Genomic DNA, 15,600 nt, shown 5'->3' on the forward strand with positions numbered 1-15,600 from the left:
GCGATTACTCTGGCGGGTTGCGGGGGTGTGTCGAGCCCGGAGGTGGCCAGCGTACCGGTTCCGCCGCCCGAGGTGGCGTTTTCGCTCGACGGCACCAGTTGGGAGGCAATGGCGGTGGGTGGTGAGGGGACTGGAGGACGAGGGCACTACGTTATCAGCTTCGAGGGGAACGGCTTGCGCGCCAACCTCGGGTGTAACGAGTTGCGGGGAACCTACGTTGTTCGAGCAGACCAACTCATCCTGACCGGCAGCATGAACACCGAACGTGGCTGCTACGACCCGCGGCCCGGCGCGCCCGACCCGATGCGATTCGAAGAACGGGGCTTCCGTATTCTGAGCCGACCCATGAAAATGGAGATGGTCGGCAACCTGCTCAGCCTCAGCAATCGTGCGGGTAGTCTAACTCTGAGGCGCCTGCCCTGAGCACGCTCACTCGGCCGCGATCTGCGGCGGCTGTTCCGATGTCGCGGGTGCGGGCAGCTTGGTCATCGGACGCGGGCTGACTTCAACCATCGGCGGAGTTGCAATCTCCTTGGCGCTGCCGGCACCCAGTCCTTCGAACCGCCGCGCCTGGGTGAACACCTGGCTTTCGAAACTGCCGACCATCTGATTGTAGGCCGTATTGGCGGTGGCAAGATTGTTGCCCATTCGCTGGATGTGCCCGGCCATCGTCGCCAGGCGGGAGTGCAACTCCTTGCCGAGCGAAGCAATTTCCTGGTGATCGCGAGCCAGCTTCTCCTGCTTCCACATACTGGCCACCGTGCGGGCGATCGCCACTAGGTTCGTCGGGGTTGCCAGCAGCACCCGGTCCTTGTGCGCCTTTTCCCACAGGTCAGGATCCTGCTCCAGCGCAGCGGAGAGGAAGTGCTCACCGGGAATGTACATGACGACATAGTCGGCCGAGTCGCCGAACTGCGCCCAGTAATTCTTGCTACCGAGCTGCTGCGCGTGGCGCACGATCGAAGCCAGATGCGCCTTAAAGCAGGCGGTGCGCTTGTCGTCGTCGACCTCGTCGCAGCCGTCGAGATAGGCGTTCAATGAGCATTTCGCGTCAATGATCAGCTTGCGTCCGTCGGGCAGATTGACGACCGCGTCGGGACGGAGCCGCCCCTCTTCCGCCTCGACCGACACTTCCATGCGGAAATCGACGCCCTTCACCAGGCCGGCTTGGGTCAGCACGTTTTCGAGACTCTTCTCGCCCCACCGACCGCGCTGCTTGGGCGACGACGTAAGCGCCGTCACGAGTCGCCGGGCCTCGTCGCGAACCTGTCCCTGGCCCGCCCGGACCAGTTCGACGGCCTCGCGAAGGCCAGCATAATGGTCGACCCGCTCTTTCTCGACGCGCTGCAATCCTTCTTCATAACGCTTCAGCGTGGTCTCGACCGGCTGCAGCAGGTGCTTGAGCTTGGCGCTTTGTTCCTGATCGGCCTTGGCCAGCCGGTCATCAGCCTTGGCGAGAAATTCGGACTGCGCCTTTTCCAGCAGCTTGTCTCCGACCTCGCGAAACTGCGTGACCAGCTGCTCCTTGGAGTCCTGCAGCAGCCTCAACTGCTTGTCGAAGTTGCGCACGTCCGCCTCCAGCGCCGCCTTTCCCCGCAGCGCTTCATCGCGCTCCAGCGTCACGGCGTTCAGCCGCTCGCCAAGCTGATCGACGCGCGCTGCTCGCTCGCTCGCCGCGGCGAGGTGCTGACGGACCTCGTCCCGCTCGTCGGTGACCGCCTTCAACATTTCCTCGGCCTGCTGCAGGCGCCGGGCACGCTCGGCGGTGACGGCAAGCTCCTGCTCCGCCGTCGTGCAGCGCTCACGAAGTCCCCCGATTTCGGTTCGAAGTGGCGCGCTTGACTGTTTTCCCAGCACCCAGCCGAGCACGACCCCGGCGACCAGTGCAAGGATCGCAGCCCCGACCATCAGCATCGCATCCATCGCCGTTACGCACCCCACAGGAACAAAGTGCGAACCTTAAACGTGCTTCCCGGCTTGCTCAAGCGCTTCCTTGCGCTCACACTCCCACTACAAGACCCAAGGAGATTCCATGTCCATCCGCAAGATGATCTCGCTGCATCCCAACAGCGCTTCTCACTACAATCAGGCGCTGGGCGATGCCGTTCACCACTTGATGTATTGCGCCAAGATGTGCCTGTCCTGTGCGGACGCTTGTCTGGCGGAAAGCGGGCATGACATGACCCAGTGCATCCGCCTCTGCTCCGACTGCAGCGACATTTGCGAGGCGACGGCGCGTCTGGGAACTCGGCGGACCGGCGAGGACAATCTGATTCTGCGCGAACTGCTCGATCTGTGCGCCCGCATGTGCGATCAATGCGCGGCCGAATGCGAGCGGCACGATCACGAGCATTGCAAGCTGTGCGCCCAGATCTGCCGCGAATGCGCGGCGGATTGCCGGAATGCAGCCCAATCCCTTGCCTGAGAACGCGCCTGGCGGCCTGACCCTTAAAGAACGGCCGCCTTCTCGCGATCGCGGCGGCTTTTCACTACCTTCTTGACGATCATGTCGCGCTTCAGGCGGGACAGGTAGTCGATGAACAACACGCCATCGAGGTGATCAACCTCGTGCTGCAGGCAAACAGACATCAACCCGTCGAACTCGCCTTGCTGGGTGGCGCCCTTCTCGTCGAGCCACTTGAGGCGGATGCTGTCGGGCCGCTCGATCTCGGCATATTGCTCCGGGATCGACAGGCAGCCCTCATTGTAGATCTTGCGTGCATCGGAGCGGTGCAGGATTTCCGGATTGATGAACACATGGGGGCGCTTGACGGGCGGCCCCTCCTCCTCGCCTTCTCCGGCTGGTTCCGGGTCCTGAAGGTCGATCACGACCAAGCGGCGCGGAACGGCAACCTGTACGGCCGCCAAGCCAATGCCCGGCGCTCTGTACATGGTCTCGAACATGTCGGCGATCAGGCGCTGCAGCTCATCGTCCACCCGCTCGACAGGGGCGGACGGCGCGCGGAGGATCGGATCTGGGACTTCGATGATCGGCAGCAAGGACATGGCGCGCGCGTTAGGCCGTTAGCGGCATCCGTTCAAGCAATCGGCCGCCGCGCCCTGAGCGCCTGCGCCAGCGTCCCCTCGTCGAGATAATCGAGCTCGCCGCCAACCGGGAGTCCGTGAGCCAATTGGGTCAGCCGCACCGGATATTTCTCCAGCCGCTCCGACAGGTAGTGGGCGGTGGTCTGCCCTTCCAGCGTGGCGTTCATGGCCAGAACCACCTCGTCGATGCCCCCGGCCGCAACACGCCGCATGAGGGTGTCGATGTGGAGATCCTCGGGCCTGACACCTTCCAGCGCTGATAGCCGGCCGCCAAGGACGTGGTACCTTCCGGGAAACAGCCGCGACCGATCCAGGGCCCACAGGTCAGACACCTCCTCGACCACGCAAAGGCTACGCTCGTCGCGACGGGGATCGCGGCAGATGGTGCAGGGATCGGCGGTGTCGACGTTCCCGCAGGTCGAACAGGTGGAAAGCTTGCCCGCGACAGTCTGCAGTGCCGCCAGCAGTGGTTCGAGCGCGCTTTCCCGGCGCTTCATCAGGTGCAGCACCGCGCGCCGAGCCGACCGGGGGCCAAGTCCGGGGAGCCGGGCGAGCGCGCCGGCCAATGCCTCGATTTCCTGAGAAGCCATGTGAACGGCAGATAGGAATTTCCGGCGCGCTAGGCCATAGGCGCGCCATGCGGGTGATTTTCATGGGATCGCCGGGCTTCGCCGTGCCCACATTGGACGCTCTGGTCGAGGCGGGCCACGACGTGCTGGCGGTATATTGCCAGCCGCCGCGCCCGGCCCAGCGTGGCAAGAGACTGCAGCCGACCGCGGTGCAGCAGCGGGCTGAAGAGCTGGGCCTGCCGGTTCGGACCCCCGCCCGGCTACGCGACGCCGCCGAACAGGAGGCCTTTGCCGCTCTCAACGCTGACATCGCAGTAGTCGCGGCATATGGCTTGATCCTGCCGCAGCCGGTTCTGGACGCTCCACCCAGGGGTTGCGTGAACGTGCACGCATCCTTGCTGCCGAGATGGCGCGGGGCGGCGCCGATCCACCGCGCGATCCTGGCCGGCGATGAGGTCACGGGCGTCACCATTATGCAGATGCAGGCCGGCCTGGACACCGGCCCCATGCTGATGCGCGCCGAACTTTCAGTAGGTCGCAGGAACGCCGGCGAACTGACGGAAGATCTTGCGAAACTCGGTGCCGGACTGATGCTCGACTATCTCGCAGACCCGGCCAATTCGCCCCCCGAGTTACAGCCGCAGCACGGCGTCACCTATGCCCCCAAGATCGACAAGGCGGAGGCGCGGATCGACTGGAGCCAGCCGGCCGTGCAGATCGAGCGGCAGGTGCGCGCCTTCGCGCCCGTTCCAGGTGCCTGGTTCGAGGCAAATGGCGAACGCGTGAAGCTGCTCGCAGCGCAGATCGCAACGGAAACGGGTAGCCCGGGCGAGGTGCTGGATGACCGGTTGACCGTGGCCTGCGGCAAGGACTCCATCCGCCCCGAGCTCGTGCAACGCGCCGGCCGGGGGCCGATGAACCCCGCCGAACTGTTACGCGGTTTCCCGGTGCCCAAGGGTACCCTGCTGGCGTGACGCGCTGGAAGCTGATCCTTGAGTGGGACGGCGCGCCGTTCATGGGCTGGCAGCGGCAGGACCACGGCCCGTCAGTCCAGGCGTCGCTGGAACGCGCTGCCAAAGCCATTAGCGGTGAAGACATCACCGCTCACGCCGCAGGAAGGACCGATGCCGGCGTGCATGCCCTCGGCATGGCGGCGCACCTTGAGCTCGCCAAAGACATGACTCCGCACCGCTTGAGAGAGGGCCTCAATGCGCTCCTGCGGCCCGATCCAGTGGCGGTGTTGAGCGCGCACCCTGTTGCGGCCGACTGGCATGCGCGATTTTCCTGCGTCGGTCGACGCTACCTGTATCGCATCGTCAACCGCCGCGCACCGCTTACGCTGGAGCGGGGCAAGGCATGGCGAATCGGACCCGACCTCAATATCGCCGCCATGCAGGAATCTGCCGCCATGCTGGTCGGCAGGCACGATTTCACCACCTTCCGCTCGGTCCATTGCCAATCAGACAGCCCGTTGAAAACGCTAGATCGGCTGGACGTAGAGCACATCGGGGAAGAGATCCGCATCCATGCGGCGGCACGGAGCTTCCTTCACCATCAGGTCCGTTCCATGGTGGGATGCCTGGCGCTGGTCGGCCAAGGCCAGTGGCGGCCGGAGCAGATGCGGCAGGCGCTAGAGGCACGCGATCGGGCGGCTCTCGGCTTCAACGCTCCGCCTGACGGCTTGTACTTCGTCGAGGCCGTTTACCCTTGAGCGAAGCTATTCCGCCGCGATTGCCTCATATTCCTGCGCGGCCAAATATTTCTCCGCGTCCAGCGCTGCCATACAGCCCGTTCCGGCAGCCGTGACCGCTTGGCGATAGATCTTATCCATCACGTCACCACAGGCGAACACGCCATCGACGCTGGTTCGCGTGGTGCCGGTCTCCACTTCGATATAGCCTTCTAAGTCGAGCTTGAGCTTGCCTTGGAAAAGCTCGGTGGCTGGCTTGTGGCCGATAGCGACAAAGGCGCCATCAACCTCGATATCCTGGCTCGCGCCAGTAAGGCGGTCCTTGAGACGAAGACCGGTCAGTGCCTCGGGCTCGCCACCGGAAAGGAACTCCTCCACTTCGTGGTTCCAGATGACCTTGATGTGCGGGTTGGCGAACAGTCGGTCCTGCAGGATGCGCTCGGCCCGCAGCGAATCGCGGCGGTGGATCAGGGTAACATCCTGGGAGTGGTTGGTGAGGTAGAGCGCCTCTTCCACCGCGGTGTTGCCACCGCCGATCACTGCCACCTTCTTGCCGCGATAGAAGAAGCCGTCGCAGGTCGCGCAGGCGCTCGCGCCCTTCCCCTTCATATGCTCTTCCGACGGAAGGCCGAGCCACTTTGCCTGGGCGCCGGTGGCGATCACCAGCGTGTCGGCGGTGGTGACGGTCCCGCTATCGCCGATCAGCCGGAACGGGCGACGGGAAAGGTCGACCTCGCTGATGTGGTCCCACACCATGCGGGTTCCGACATGCTCGGCCTGGGCCTGCATCTCCTCCATCAGCCACGGGCCCTGGATGACGTCGCGGAAGCCCGGGTAGTTCTCCACGTCGGTCGTGGTCGTCAGCTGCCCGCCAGGCTGGATACCCTGGATGACGATCGGCTGAAGCCCGGCGCGCGCGGCATAGATGGCGGCGGTCAGGCCGGCCGGGCCGGAGCCGAGCACGGCCATGCGAGTGTGGAGAGTGTCGCTCATGGTCTGGTTGTGGTCTCTTGATAAAAGGGCTTCAAGCCTCCCTCCTCATTGCGAGCCGCAGGCGAAGCAATCCATCTTGTGCTGCTGGATTGCTTCGCTGCGCTCGCAATGACGAAGCATTTCAAACGAGCCGGCTCTGCTTCACCGCCGCTTCGATGAAGCTGGCGAAAAGCGGATGCGGCTCGAACGGACGGCTCTTGAGCTCGGGATGGAATTGGACCCCGACGAACCAGGGGTGATCTGGCCGCTCGACGATTTCGGGCAACCGCCCGTCGGGGGACATGCCGCTGAAAACCAGGCCGCCCTGCTCCAGCGCGTCCTTGTAATGCGCGTTAACCTCGTAGCGGTGGCGGTGGCGCTCGATGATTTCCGTCGTCCCATAGATGGCCGCGACATGACTGTTGCCGCCAAGCACCGCCTCATAGGCGCCCAGCCGCATGGTGCCGCCCAAGTCACCGTCAGCAGCCCGCTGCTCAAGCCCCTCCTTGCTCATCCACTCGGTAATGAGCCCGACCACCGGTTCGGGCGTATCCCCGAATTCGGTGGTTGATGCCTGGGCGATCCCGGCCGTGTTCCGGGCACCCTCTATGCAGGCCATCTGCATACCAAGGCAGATGCCAAAGAAAGGCACCTTCCGCTCACGGGCGAACCTGACGGATGCAATCTTGCCCTCGGAACCGCGCTCGCCAAAGCCGCCGGGGACGAGAATCGCGTGCATGGGCTCAAGCTCGCCGGCGAGGTCATCACCCTTCTCGAACAGTTCGGCGTCGAGCCACTTGATGTTGACCTTGACCCGGTTGGCGATGCCTCCGTGGACCAGTGCCTCACGCAGCGATTTATAGGCGTCGGGCAGGCCGACATATTTGCCGACCACACCGATCGTGACCTCCCCTTCCGGATGGTCGAGGCGATCCATGATCTCCTCCCAGCGGGTGAGCTCAGGTGCGGGCGCGTCGGTGATTCCGAAAGCGGCAAGGACCTCGTCGTCGAGGCCCTCGCGGTGATATTGCAACGGCACGTCGTAGATCGACCGGGCGTCCAGCGCCTCGATGACGGCGGACTTGGGCACGTTGCAGAACTGCGCGATCTTGGCCTTGTCGCTGTCCGGGATCGGCATCTCTGCGCGGCACAGCAGCACGTCGGGTTGAACCCCGAGGCTGGAAATTTCGCGGACCGAATGCTGGGTCGGCTTGGTCTTGAGTTCGCCGGCGGCCTTGATCCATGGCACCAATGTGGTGTGGACACTGACCGTGTTGCCCCGGCCGAGGTCATTGCGAAGCTGGCGAAGCGCCTCGATGAACGGCAGGCTCTCGATGTCACCGACGGTGCCGCCGATTTCGCAGATCACGAAATCCAGGCCGTCGGTTTCCGCCAATGCGAACTCCTTGATCGCATTGGTGACGTGCGGCACGACCTGCACCGTGGCGCCGAGATAGTCGCCGCGCCGTTCCTTTGCGATAATGTCGCGGTAAATCCGACCGGTCGTGATGTTGTCCGACTGCCGCGCCGACACACCGCTGAAGCGCTCGTAGTGACCGAGGTCAAGGTCGGTCTCCGCACCGTCGTCGGTCACATAGACCTCGCCGTGCTGATAGGGGCTCATCGTCCCCGGATCGACATTCAGATAAGGGTCGAATTTGCGGATGCGGCACTTGTAGCCGCGCGCCTGCAGCAAGGCTGCAAGCGATGCCGAGAGAAGACCTTTGCCGAGGCTGGAGACCACGCCGCCGGTAACAAAAATAAACCGCGCCATGGGAGTCGGGCCTTAAGAGTTACGCGCAGGAACAAGCAAGCGGTTTCCCGCTCGAAGCGAACATTTCCGTCGCCTGTGACCTATTGGGCGAGCGGAACGGCGCCGTTGTCGGCCGGCTGCTGAGTCCCGGGCTCCGCGTTGTCTGGCGGCGCCGTGTTCGGGCCGGCGGGGGGCGCGCTCAACGGATTGCCACCAGGCTCGAGCGGGCTGATCGGCGCCGCCGGAGCGACCTGGTTGGCAACCGACGCATCAACCGACTGGCTGGCTCCGCGAGTGCCCGCCACTGCCGCGAGTGCAATGCACAAGATGACGAATACAGCACCAAGGATGGAGGTCGCGCGGGTCAGGAAGTCGGCCGCCCCGCGTGCCGTCATGAGGCCGGCCGAACTGCCGCCGACGCCAAGCCCGCCGCCTTCCGAACGCTGCATCAGGATGACCGCGCACAGGGCGAAGGCCACCAATGCTTCGAGGATCAGGAGGAAGGTGAACATGGGACGGCAAGCTTTCGGATAAGGTTTCGCGCAGGCACTTAGCGGGCGAGCGTGTCCGTTTCAACGCCGGCCGCGGCCGCCACGATCGGCAGGAAGTCGGCCGCCTTGAGGCTTGCCCCGCCGACAAGAGCGCCATCGACATCCAAGACCGCAAAGATTTCCGCAGCGTTCGAGCCCTTGACGGAGCCGCCATAAAGGATGCGCAGGTCGCTGCCCGGCTGCCCCAGCTCTTCGATCAGCGTCTGGCGAAGAGCAGTGTGCATTTCGCCGATGTCGCCCGTCGAGGGAACCTTGCCCGTTCCGATCGCCCATATCGGCTCATAAGCGATTGCGAGTTTGTGAGCGGAGCCGCCTTCCGTCGGCAGTGATTTGCGAAGCTGCGCCGTGACCACCTCGACCGCCCGTCCCGCTTCCCGCTCCGTATCGCTCTCCCCGATGCACAGAATGACATCGAGCCCGGAGCGAAGCGCCGCCTCGGCCTTCGCCCGAACGGTGGCGTCGTCCTCGCGATGAGCTTCGCGTCGCTCGCTATGGCCGACGATTACCAGTGACGCCCCGGCGTCGTGTAACATGGCCGCACAGACGTCTCCGGTATGGGCGCCCTTGTCGGCCATGTGGATATCCTGCGCGCCGACCTTGAAACCGGGCACCTGCTCGGCCGCTCGATGGATCAATGTTGCCGGCAAGCACAGGGCCACGTCCACGCGCCCGGCCAGCTGTTGCGCGGCGGCGGCAATGGCCTCCACTTCGGCGAGGTCGGCCGAGGTGCCGTGCATCTTCCAATTGCCAGCGACGAGCTTCACGGCCTTGGTCATTCATTCACCTCCAGTTAGCGGAGAGCCGCCTAGCGCCCATGCATATTGATGGGAAGCGCTCGCGCCCCTACACGCGCTCCTCACAACAGTTCGCAGGATCATCGACGACCATGTTTGCAACCTTCCGCCGCCTTTCGAAATCCAAGGTCGGCACCGTGATCGTGGTCGTGTTTCTGCTGACCATCCTTGCCAGCTTCGCACTGGCCGATCTCAGCAACTTTCGACAGGGTGGAAGCCTGAGCCAGGGCGTGCTGGCGAAGGTGGGTTCCGAGCAGGTGACCGAGGCCGAACTGTCCAGCGTGATGCAGCGTGAGCTCGCGCGGCTGCGCGAACAAAAGCCCGATGCGACCTATGCGGACCTGGCGCCGCAGTTCAACGCCATTGTCGACAGCCTCATCCAGCAGAAGACGCTCAAGGCATACGCGATCGAGCACGGCCTGATGCCCTCCAAGAAGTTAATCGACAGTGAGATCGTAAAAATTCCGGGCGTTCGCGGCCTCGACGGACGGTTCAGCGAAGCGGCCTACCAAAGCTTTCTGCAGTCGCAGCGGCTGACCGATGCGCAGGTTCGCGACGAGATTACCACCATGTTGTTGCAGCGCCTGGTGCTATCGCCCCTGGTCGCGAATACGCGCATTCCAGTCGGGGTCGCGCGTCCTTACGCTTCCATGCTGCTCGAGGAGCGCGAAGGGGAAATCGCATTGATCCCCGCGGCAGCCTTCACCGCCGGTCCGGCGCCGACCGATGCCGACCTGCAGCGCTTCTATGGGCAGAATCGCCAGCGCTATATGGTCCCGGAACAACGCGTCCTGCGCATCGCCCGCATTTCCGACGCGCAACTTGGCAATATTGCTCCGACCGAGCAGGAAATCACCGCTTACTACAACGCCAATCAGGCAACCTATGGTGGCACCGAGACCAGAGTGCTCAGCCGGGCTTCGGTCGGAGACCAGGCCCAGGCCGCCCAGATCGCCGCCCGCGCGAAAGCCGGCGGCAGCTTCGCCGCCGCCGCCGCGCCAGCCGGCTTCTCCGCCGCCGATGTAAGTCTGGGGCCGCAGAATCGTACGGAGTTGTCCGGATTGGCCGGCGCGCAGGTCGCCGCCCAGGTGTTCGGGGCGCCGGCGGGAGCCGTTGTCGGGCCGATCCAGTCCAGCACCGGCTGGGACGTCATCAAGGTCGAAAGCGTCAATCGGGCCGCCGGTCGCACGCTGGCGGCCGCGCGCGCCGAAATCGTCGAGAAGCTGACCGCGGAAAAGCGCAAGAACGCGATGGCCGACCTCGTGACCAGGATCGAGGACCAGATCGCGGACGGACGTAACTTCGCCGAAGTGGCGCAGGCCAATCGGTTGCAGGTGACGCAGACGCCGCCAATCACCGCTGGTGGCCAGTCGTCGGCTGACCCGTCCTTCAAACTACCGACGGAATACGCGCAGTTAGTGCGCGACGGTTTCCAGATGTCGCCCTCCGACGATCCGGTTGTGGAAACCCTCCCCAACGACGCTGGGTACGCGCTGCTTGCGGTCGGCGACGTCACGCCCTCCGCACCCGCGCCGCTGGCTCGGATCCGGGATCGTGTCGCGGCCGACTTCGCTGCGAGGCGCGCGCTCGACCGAGCCCGGGCCGCGGGCAATAGCGTGGTGACGAAGGTTTCAGCCGGCATGCCGATCGCTCAGGCGATGCGGGAAACGCAAATTACTGGCGCTCCGGCTCCGGCTCCGCTGAAGGTCCGTCGCCTTCAGCTTGCCCAAGTGCAGGGCGAGGTGCCGGCCCCGCTGCAAATGCTCTTCAGCCTTGCCCAGGGGAAGGTGCGGCTGGTGCCGGCCCCGAACAATGAAGGCTATTTCCTGGTCAAGCTCAACCGGATCACGCCGGGCGACGCATCGACGCAGCCGACCCTCGTCGCGCAGGTCCAGACCGATTTCAATCGGGCGTCCGGAGAGGAACTCGCCTTGCAGTTCCTCTCCGCCGCTCAGAAGGAATTGGGCATCGAACGCAACGACGCTGCAATCCAAGCCGCGCGCGCCCGCTTCACAACCGGCGGCTAGCTGGGGTGCCGCTGCTGCTGGTCGTCGACAACAACGACAGCTTCACGTTCACTCTGGCCGACTATTTCCTGACACTCGGCGCCAAGGTTGAAGTCGCGCGGGCCGATGCTTTGTCTCTTGACCGCGCGCTGGGCCAACCGGTCGACGGTTTCGTCCTGTCGCCTGGCCCTGGCCGTCCCGAATCAGCGGGTGTTTCAGTAGCCCTCGCCCGGGCCTGCATTACAGCGAGGCGCCCCCTTCTAGGGGTCTGTCTTGGCCACCAGGCAATCGCGGTGGCGGCCGGTGGCACAGTGGATCAAGGTCGCCCTGTGCACGGCAAGGCAGTCGAGATAAACCATGACCGAACCGGGTTGTTCGAGAGCCTCCCCTCCCCGTTCAAAGCCGCCCGTTACAACAGCCTGATGGTGACGACGATTCCCGCTTCCCTACAGGCGAATGCTTGGGACGCGGCCGGAATTCAGGGTTTACGACACAGTGAGGCGCCCGTTCACGGCGTGCAGTTCCACCCGGAAAGCGTTGCGTCGGAACGTGGCCACGATCTTCTCGCTCGCTTCCTGTCCATCTGCTGTTGACGGAACCGGGAACGTTCTGTAGTTGTTCTCCGTCTGTTCACGATGGAGCCCGATCATGCTCACGGCCAAGCAGCGCGAGCTTCTGCAATTCATCAACGACCGCGTCAGTGCGACGGGCGTCAGTCCAAGCTTCGACGAGATGCGGGAAGCGCTCGAGCTGAAGTCCAAGTCCGGCGTGCACCGGCTGATCTCGGCGTTGGAGGAGCGCCAGTTCATCCGGCGTCTTCCCAATCGCGCCCGGGCGCTCGAGGTATTGCGCATGCCTGACGCATCGGGAAATCAGGGCGTGATCGCAGCGGCTTCCGTTCGGCCGGCGCTTGCCGCTGCCAACGACACAATCGAGATCCCGCTTCACGGCAAGATTGCCGCGGGTACTCCGATCGAGGCGCTTCAAGGCACGGAGGCGCTCGCGGTCCCGGCTGCCTTACTGGGTCCGGGCGAGCATTACGCACTCGAGGTATCCGGTGACTCGATGGTCGAAGAGGGTATCCTGAACGGTGATTATGCGCTCATCCGCAAGGTCGAGGATGCGCGCGAAGGCGATATCGTTGTTGCTCTGATCGATGGAGAGGAGGCGACACTCAAGACGTTCCACCGGGAAGGCGCGATGGTCCGGCTGGACCCGGCGAACCGTTCCTACGAACCGCAACGTTACGAGTCTCGACGGGTCGCTATCCAGGGCCGATTGGCCGGGCTGATTCGGCGTTATTGAATTGTCCACCGCGTCGGCGAAACCGAGCCCGCGGCGGCAGCAGGCCGAACAGCGCGGGCGAAGGGCGGAAGCTCTTGCCGCCTGGTGGTTTCGAATGCGTGGCTGGACTATTCTTGCGCAACGGATGCGCGTCGCCGGGGGAGAGGTTGACCTGATTGTTCGCCGCGGCCGCACCCTGGCTTTCGTGGAAGTCAAACAGCGAGCGACCGAGGAAGCAGCAGCCTGGGCGCTCGACCGGCATCGTTTGCAGCGTGTCGCCGTTGCGGCTGAACGGCTTGCTCCGCGCTATATGGACGGATGCGACACCGTACGAATTGACGCCATGCTGATTGTTCCCGGCCATCTGCCACGGCATTTACCGGACGTGTGGTATGGCTGACCCCATGGCGCGGATCAATTATATCGAGCTGCCGAGCCTTACGGCCCATGAGCTCACCCGTGTTTTTTACAGCAGGGCGTTCGGCTCGACATTTACCAGCTATGGTCCCGATTATGCGTCGACCACGACAGGTGACGTCGATGTCGGCCTGAACGGCATGACCGACGAGGCACTATCTGCCCCCTTGCCGGTCATCCGGGTGCACGATCTCGAAGCTGCGCTTCGGGCAGTGGTGTCCGCCGGCGGCACCGTGGCGCGAGAGATCTTCAGCTTCCCCGGGGGTCGGCGCTTTCACTTCATCGATCCCGCCGGCAGCGAACTTGCCGTCTGGTCGGAAGAATAATCGAGGCGCGCGGCCACTGGCATCGTAGGCAACCTGGTTCGCTCAAACTGACCCCAGGGATGCTCTCCGACCCTCTCGGCAACGGTCCTGATCTCAGGATCCTTACTCAAGGTGACGGCAAGCCCACCGGTCTCCCGCAGCGCGGCTCGGTCGAGTTTCAACCAGCGGGGAGCGCAGCCCTTTGGCAGCCTCCGTTCGGCGACCACGATGTCGCTCCGCGCGCAGGCGGCGGTAAGTTCAGACCATTCAAGGCGCTGGTTCGATTTCAGGGCGAGAACCCGCCACACTCGGCCGCCGCGGCTGAAGTCCGCAATGCAGGCGTCACGTGAACAATGAGCGCCGTGCGCTTCCGCCAGTTCGAGTGCCTCGCCATCGAAGCCGCTGTTTTCACCGACCATGTCACGGACGAAATCGCCTGCTCGACCCCTTAGCAAGAACGGGGTGCCGTCCTCGCCGACGATTGCGAGGTGTCGGCCATCCCCAGTGATGAGCAGGTCCGGCCGTGGCTCTGCAGCGGCGCCGGCGATGCCGATCATGATCGGTACCGCCCCAAAAAGGCGAGGTTTGCTGTTCCACAAGCACAGCCATAGTCCACCAGCAACGATGCACCCAAAGGCCCAGGTCGGCATGGCGGGCAGAAGCGCAACGGCCCCTTTCGCCCCAGCGACGGCATGCGCCAGGGCCAGCAGCCAGGATAGCGCCCAGCCGGTCAAGGTCCACAGGGGTGCGCCCAGGCCCACACCGTCGAGAAGCAGCGCCCCTGCCTTCAGCGGCATGATCACGAAGGTCGTCATCGGAATGGCGACCAGGTTCGCCAGGACGCCATACAGGCCGGCTTTATGGAAGTGATACAAGGCAAACGGAAGCAGCGCGAATTCCACCGCCAGGCCAGTGAGCAGCATGACGCCAAAGCTGCGCGCTCCGCCGATCGCCCAGCCCTCGTCGCGGCGTTCGAAGTGACGTTTGAACCATGGCAGGCTGTAGAGGGTCACGATGCTGGTAACGGCAGCGAAGCTGAGCTGAAAGCTTGGTCCAGCAAGCGACTCCGGTCGTATCAGCATGACGATCACTGCGCCGGTCGCAATCAGCCGCAGGCTGAGCGCTTCCCGGCCAAGCGCGATCCCGGCCAGTACGAGCAACGCCGCGATACAGCTCCGAACGGTCGGCACCTGCATTCCCGTCAGCACCGTGTACGCGACACCCGCCGCCGCACCTGCGGCGGCGGCAGCGAGGACCAGATTGACGCGCAGCGCGAGGCGTTCGGACAGCGCCAGCAGCCGAAGAGTCAGGAGAAAGGCCGCGCCGACGACGGCCGCGATGTGCAGGCCGCTCACCGACAGAAGGTGCGCCAGTCCGGACCGACGCATGGCGTCCGCATCGTCATCCGGGATGGCGCCCTGGTCGCCGGTAGCGAGCGCGGTGGCGATGGCGCCTTCGGGGCTTGGCAGTTGTTCACGTATATGTCGGTCCAGCCGGTCGCGAACGCCGGCCAGGCCCGTCGCCTTGCCCGCTTTTAGCACTTCCACGGGCCCAAGCGCTCGCCCCGTACCGCCGAAGCCACGGAACCAGGCGTCGCGGGCATAATCGTGGGCGCCGGGCAAGGGCATCGCCATGGGAGGCATCAGGCGGGCGCGAAGCCGGACATGGGCGTCGATGGCCAATCCGGCCGGGACCTCGTCATCGTCGATATTGACGCGCACCAGGGGCGGCAACGCGGCGTCGTCGGGCGCAAGGGTCAGCCGGATGCTGTCCCGGGCCGCGAGCGGCTGCAGGTCGACGACCCGAGCCGAGAAGCGGGCAATCAATGGTTGTTCCAGCCGGGGCGCCGCGACCCACTCGCTCCGGACCCAGATTAGCGCGAGGCCAAGCGCGGCAGCAATCGCAAACCCGGCTATGGACCGCGCGATGCGGCCGGATCCGCCGGCGGCGGCAAGGCCGGCGATCCCTACGGCAAAGCAGAGGGCTGCGGTCCAGGTGCGAGGGGTCGGCAAGGCGAACCAGGTCGCGATCCCAAGGCCAAGACCGACCACCCACCAGAGCGCCAGCTGCTCGCGCTCTCGCTCAAGAAAGGATTCCGCACTTGCGAAGAGCGCCGGGACGCGCCACTGCGCAAACGCCGGCAAGCGGCGTGGAAGCGTGGCAATAGTCATGTTACGGGCCCCCGGCCTCGCGCAATCCGGCGCGCACAGTCAA

The 15,600-nt window shown here is 64.6% G+C and carries 17 protein-coding genes; 9 read left to right on the forward strand and 8 right to left on the reverse strand.

The window, feature by feature from the left end:
* Positions 1-27 precede the first annotated feature (27 nt).
* Positions 28-423 carry an META domain-containing protein gene (locus tag AC4GYS_RS10820; protein WP_491109086.1) on the forward strand — a complete coding sequence of 132 codons (396 nt, stop codon included), beginning with the start codon at positions 28-30 and terminating at the stop codon, positions 421-423.
* Between the two features lie 6 nt (positions 424-429).
* Here AC4GYS_RS10820 and AC4GYS_RS10825 read toward each other — a convergent pair whose 3' ends face one another.
* A complete protein-coding gene (locus tag AC4GYS_RS10825; protein ID WP_491109087.1) occupies positions 430-1,923 on the reverse strand; it encodes a DNA recombination protein RmuC in 1,494 nt (497 codons plus the stop codon).
* Positions 1,924-2,032: 109 nt separating this feature from the next.
* Between AC4GYS_RS10825 and AC4GYS_RS10830 the strand changes: the two genes are divergently transcribed.
* Positions 2,033-2,425 carry a four-helix bundle copper-binding protein gene (locus tag AC4GYS_RS10830; RefSeq protein WP_491109088.1) on the forward strand — a complete coding sequence of 131 codons (393 nt, stop codon included), beginning with the start codon at positions 2,033-2,035 and terminating at the stop codon, positions 2,423-2,425.
* Positions 2,426-2,448: 23 nt separating this feature from the next.
* Here the strand turns inward: AC4GYS_RS10830 and def are convergent, their stop codons facing one another.
* Entirely contained in the window at positions 2,449-3,006 is a 558-nt protein-coding gene (def, locus tag AC4GYS_RS10835; protein WP_491109089.1) for a peptide deformylase, read from the reverse strand.
* 32 nt (positions 3,007-3,038) lie between these two features.
* Positions 3,039-3,635: a recombination mediator RecR gene (gene recR / locus AC4GYS_RS10840; protein ID WP_491109090.1), complete on the reverse strand. Its 597-nt coding sequence runs from the start codon at positions 3,633-3,635 to the stop codon at positions 3,039-3,041.
* A gap of 47 nt (positions 3,636-3,682) precedes the next feature.
* On the opposite strand from recR, the gene fmt reads away from it, so the two are divergent.
* Together fmt and truA are read left to right on the forward strand one after the other, a co-directional pair.
* Positions 3,683-4,588 (forward strand): methionyl-tRNA formyltransferase, encoded by a 906-nt coding sequence (gene fmt, locus AC4GYS_RS10845; RefSeq protein ID WP_491109091.1) that lies wholly within the window; start codon positions 3,683-3,685, stop codon positions 4,586-4,588.
* A complete protein-coding gene (truA, locus tag AC4GYS_RS10850; protein WP_491109092.1) occupies positions 4,585-5,325 on the forward strand; it encodes a tRNA pseudouridine(38-40) synthase TruA in 741 nt (246 codons plus the stop codon). Before fmt ends, truA begins: the two co-directional genes overlap by 4 nt.
* Before the next feature lie 6 nt (positions 5,326-5,331).
* Here truA and trxB read toward each other — a convergent pair whose 3' ends face one another.
* From trxB to tpiA, 4 genes are all read right to left on the reverse strand, one after another.
* On the reverse strand, positions 5,332-6,297 hold the full coding sequence (gene trxB / locus AC4GYS_RS10855) for a thioredoxin-disulfide reductase (RefSeq protein WP_491109093.1): 966 nt from the start codon (positions 6,295-6,297) through the stop codon (positions 5,332-5,334).
* A gap of 121 nt (positions 6,298-6,418) precedes the next feature.
* Positions 6,419-8,050 carry a CTP synthase gene (gene pyrG / locus AC4GYS_RS10860; RefSeq protein WP_491109094.1) on the reverse strand — a complete coding sequence of 544 codons (1,632 nt, stop codon included), beginning with the start codon at positions 8,048-8,050 and terminating at the stop codon, positions 6,419-6,421.
* A gap of 80 nt (positions 8,051-8,130) precedes the next feature.
* On the reverse strand, positions 8,131-8,541 hold the full coding sequence (gene secG, locus AC4GYS_RS10865; protein ID WP_491109095.1) for a preprotein translocase subunit SecG: 411 nt from the start codon (positions 8,539-8,541) through the stop codon (positions 8,131-8,133).
* A 38-nt stretch (positions 8,542-8,579) separates the two neighbouring features.
* Positions 8,580-9,356: a triose-phosphate isomerase gene (gene tpiA / locus AC4GYS_RS10870; RefSeq protein WP_491109096.1), complete on the reverse strand. Its 777-nt coding sequence runs from the start codon at positions 9,354-9,356 to the stop codon at positions 8,580-8,582.
* 110 nt (positions 9,357-9,466) lie between these two features.
* Between tpiA and AC4GYS_RS10875 the strand changes: the two genes are divergently transcribed.
* The 5 genes from AC4GYS_RS10875 to AC4GYS_RS10895 are packed head-to-tail and all read left to right on the forward strand — an operon-like array spanning position 9,467 to position 13,407.
* Positions 9,467-11,401: a peptidylprolyl isomerase gene (locus AC4GYS_RS10875; RefSeq protein ID WP_491109097.1), complete on the forward strand. Its 1,935-nt coding sequence runs from the start codon at positions 9,467-9,469 to the stop codon at positions 11,399-11,401.
* A gap of 11 nt (positions 11,402-11,412) precedes the next feature.
* A complete protein-coding gene (locus AC4GYS_RS10880; RefSeq protein WP_491109409.1) occupies positions 11,413-11,973 on the forward strand; it encodes an anthranilate synthase component II in 561 nt (186 codons plus the stop codon).
* Positions 11,974-12,028: 55 nt separating this feature from the next.
* Entirely contained in the window at positions 12,029-12,685 is a 657-nt protein-coding gene (gene lexA, locus AC4GYS_RS10885) for a transcriptional repressor LexA (protein WP_491109098.1), read from the forward strand.
* A gap of 1 nt (position 12,686) precedes the next feature.
* Complete coding sequence (locus AC4GYS_RS10890) at positions 12,687-13,064, forward strand: YraN family protein (RefSeq protein WP_491109099.1); 378 nt, start codon at positions 12,687-12,689, stop codon at positions 13,062-13,064.
* The gene (locus AC4GYS_RS10895) at positions 13,057-13,407 is read left to right on the forward strand and encodes a VOC family protein (RefSeq protein ID WP_491109100.1); all 351 of its coding nucleotides are present in this window, start codon (positions 13,057-13,059) and stop codon (positions 13,405-13,407) included. The genes AC4GYS_RS10890 and AC4GYS_RS10895 overlap by 8 nt, the downstream gene beginning before the upstream one ends.
* On the opposite strand, the gene AC4GYS_RS10900 is transcribed toward AC4GYS_RS10895, so the two are convergent.
* Positions 13,356-15,557, reverse strand: a complete 2,202-nt coding sequence (locus tag AC4GYS_RS10900) for a ComEC/Rec2 family competence protein (protein WP_491109101.1) — start codon at positions 15,555-15,557, stop codon at positions 13,356-13,358. The genes AC4GYS_RS10895 and AC4GYS_RS10900 overlap by 52 nt on opposite strands.
* Between the last annotated feature and the right edge of the window lie 43 nt (positions 15,558-15,600).

The sequence above is a fragment of the Sphingomonas sp. SP1 genome, from assembly GCF_058313395.1.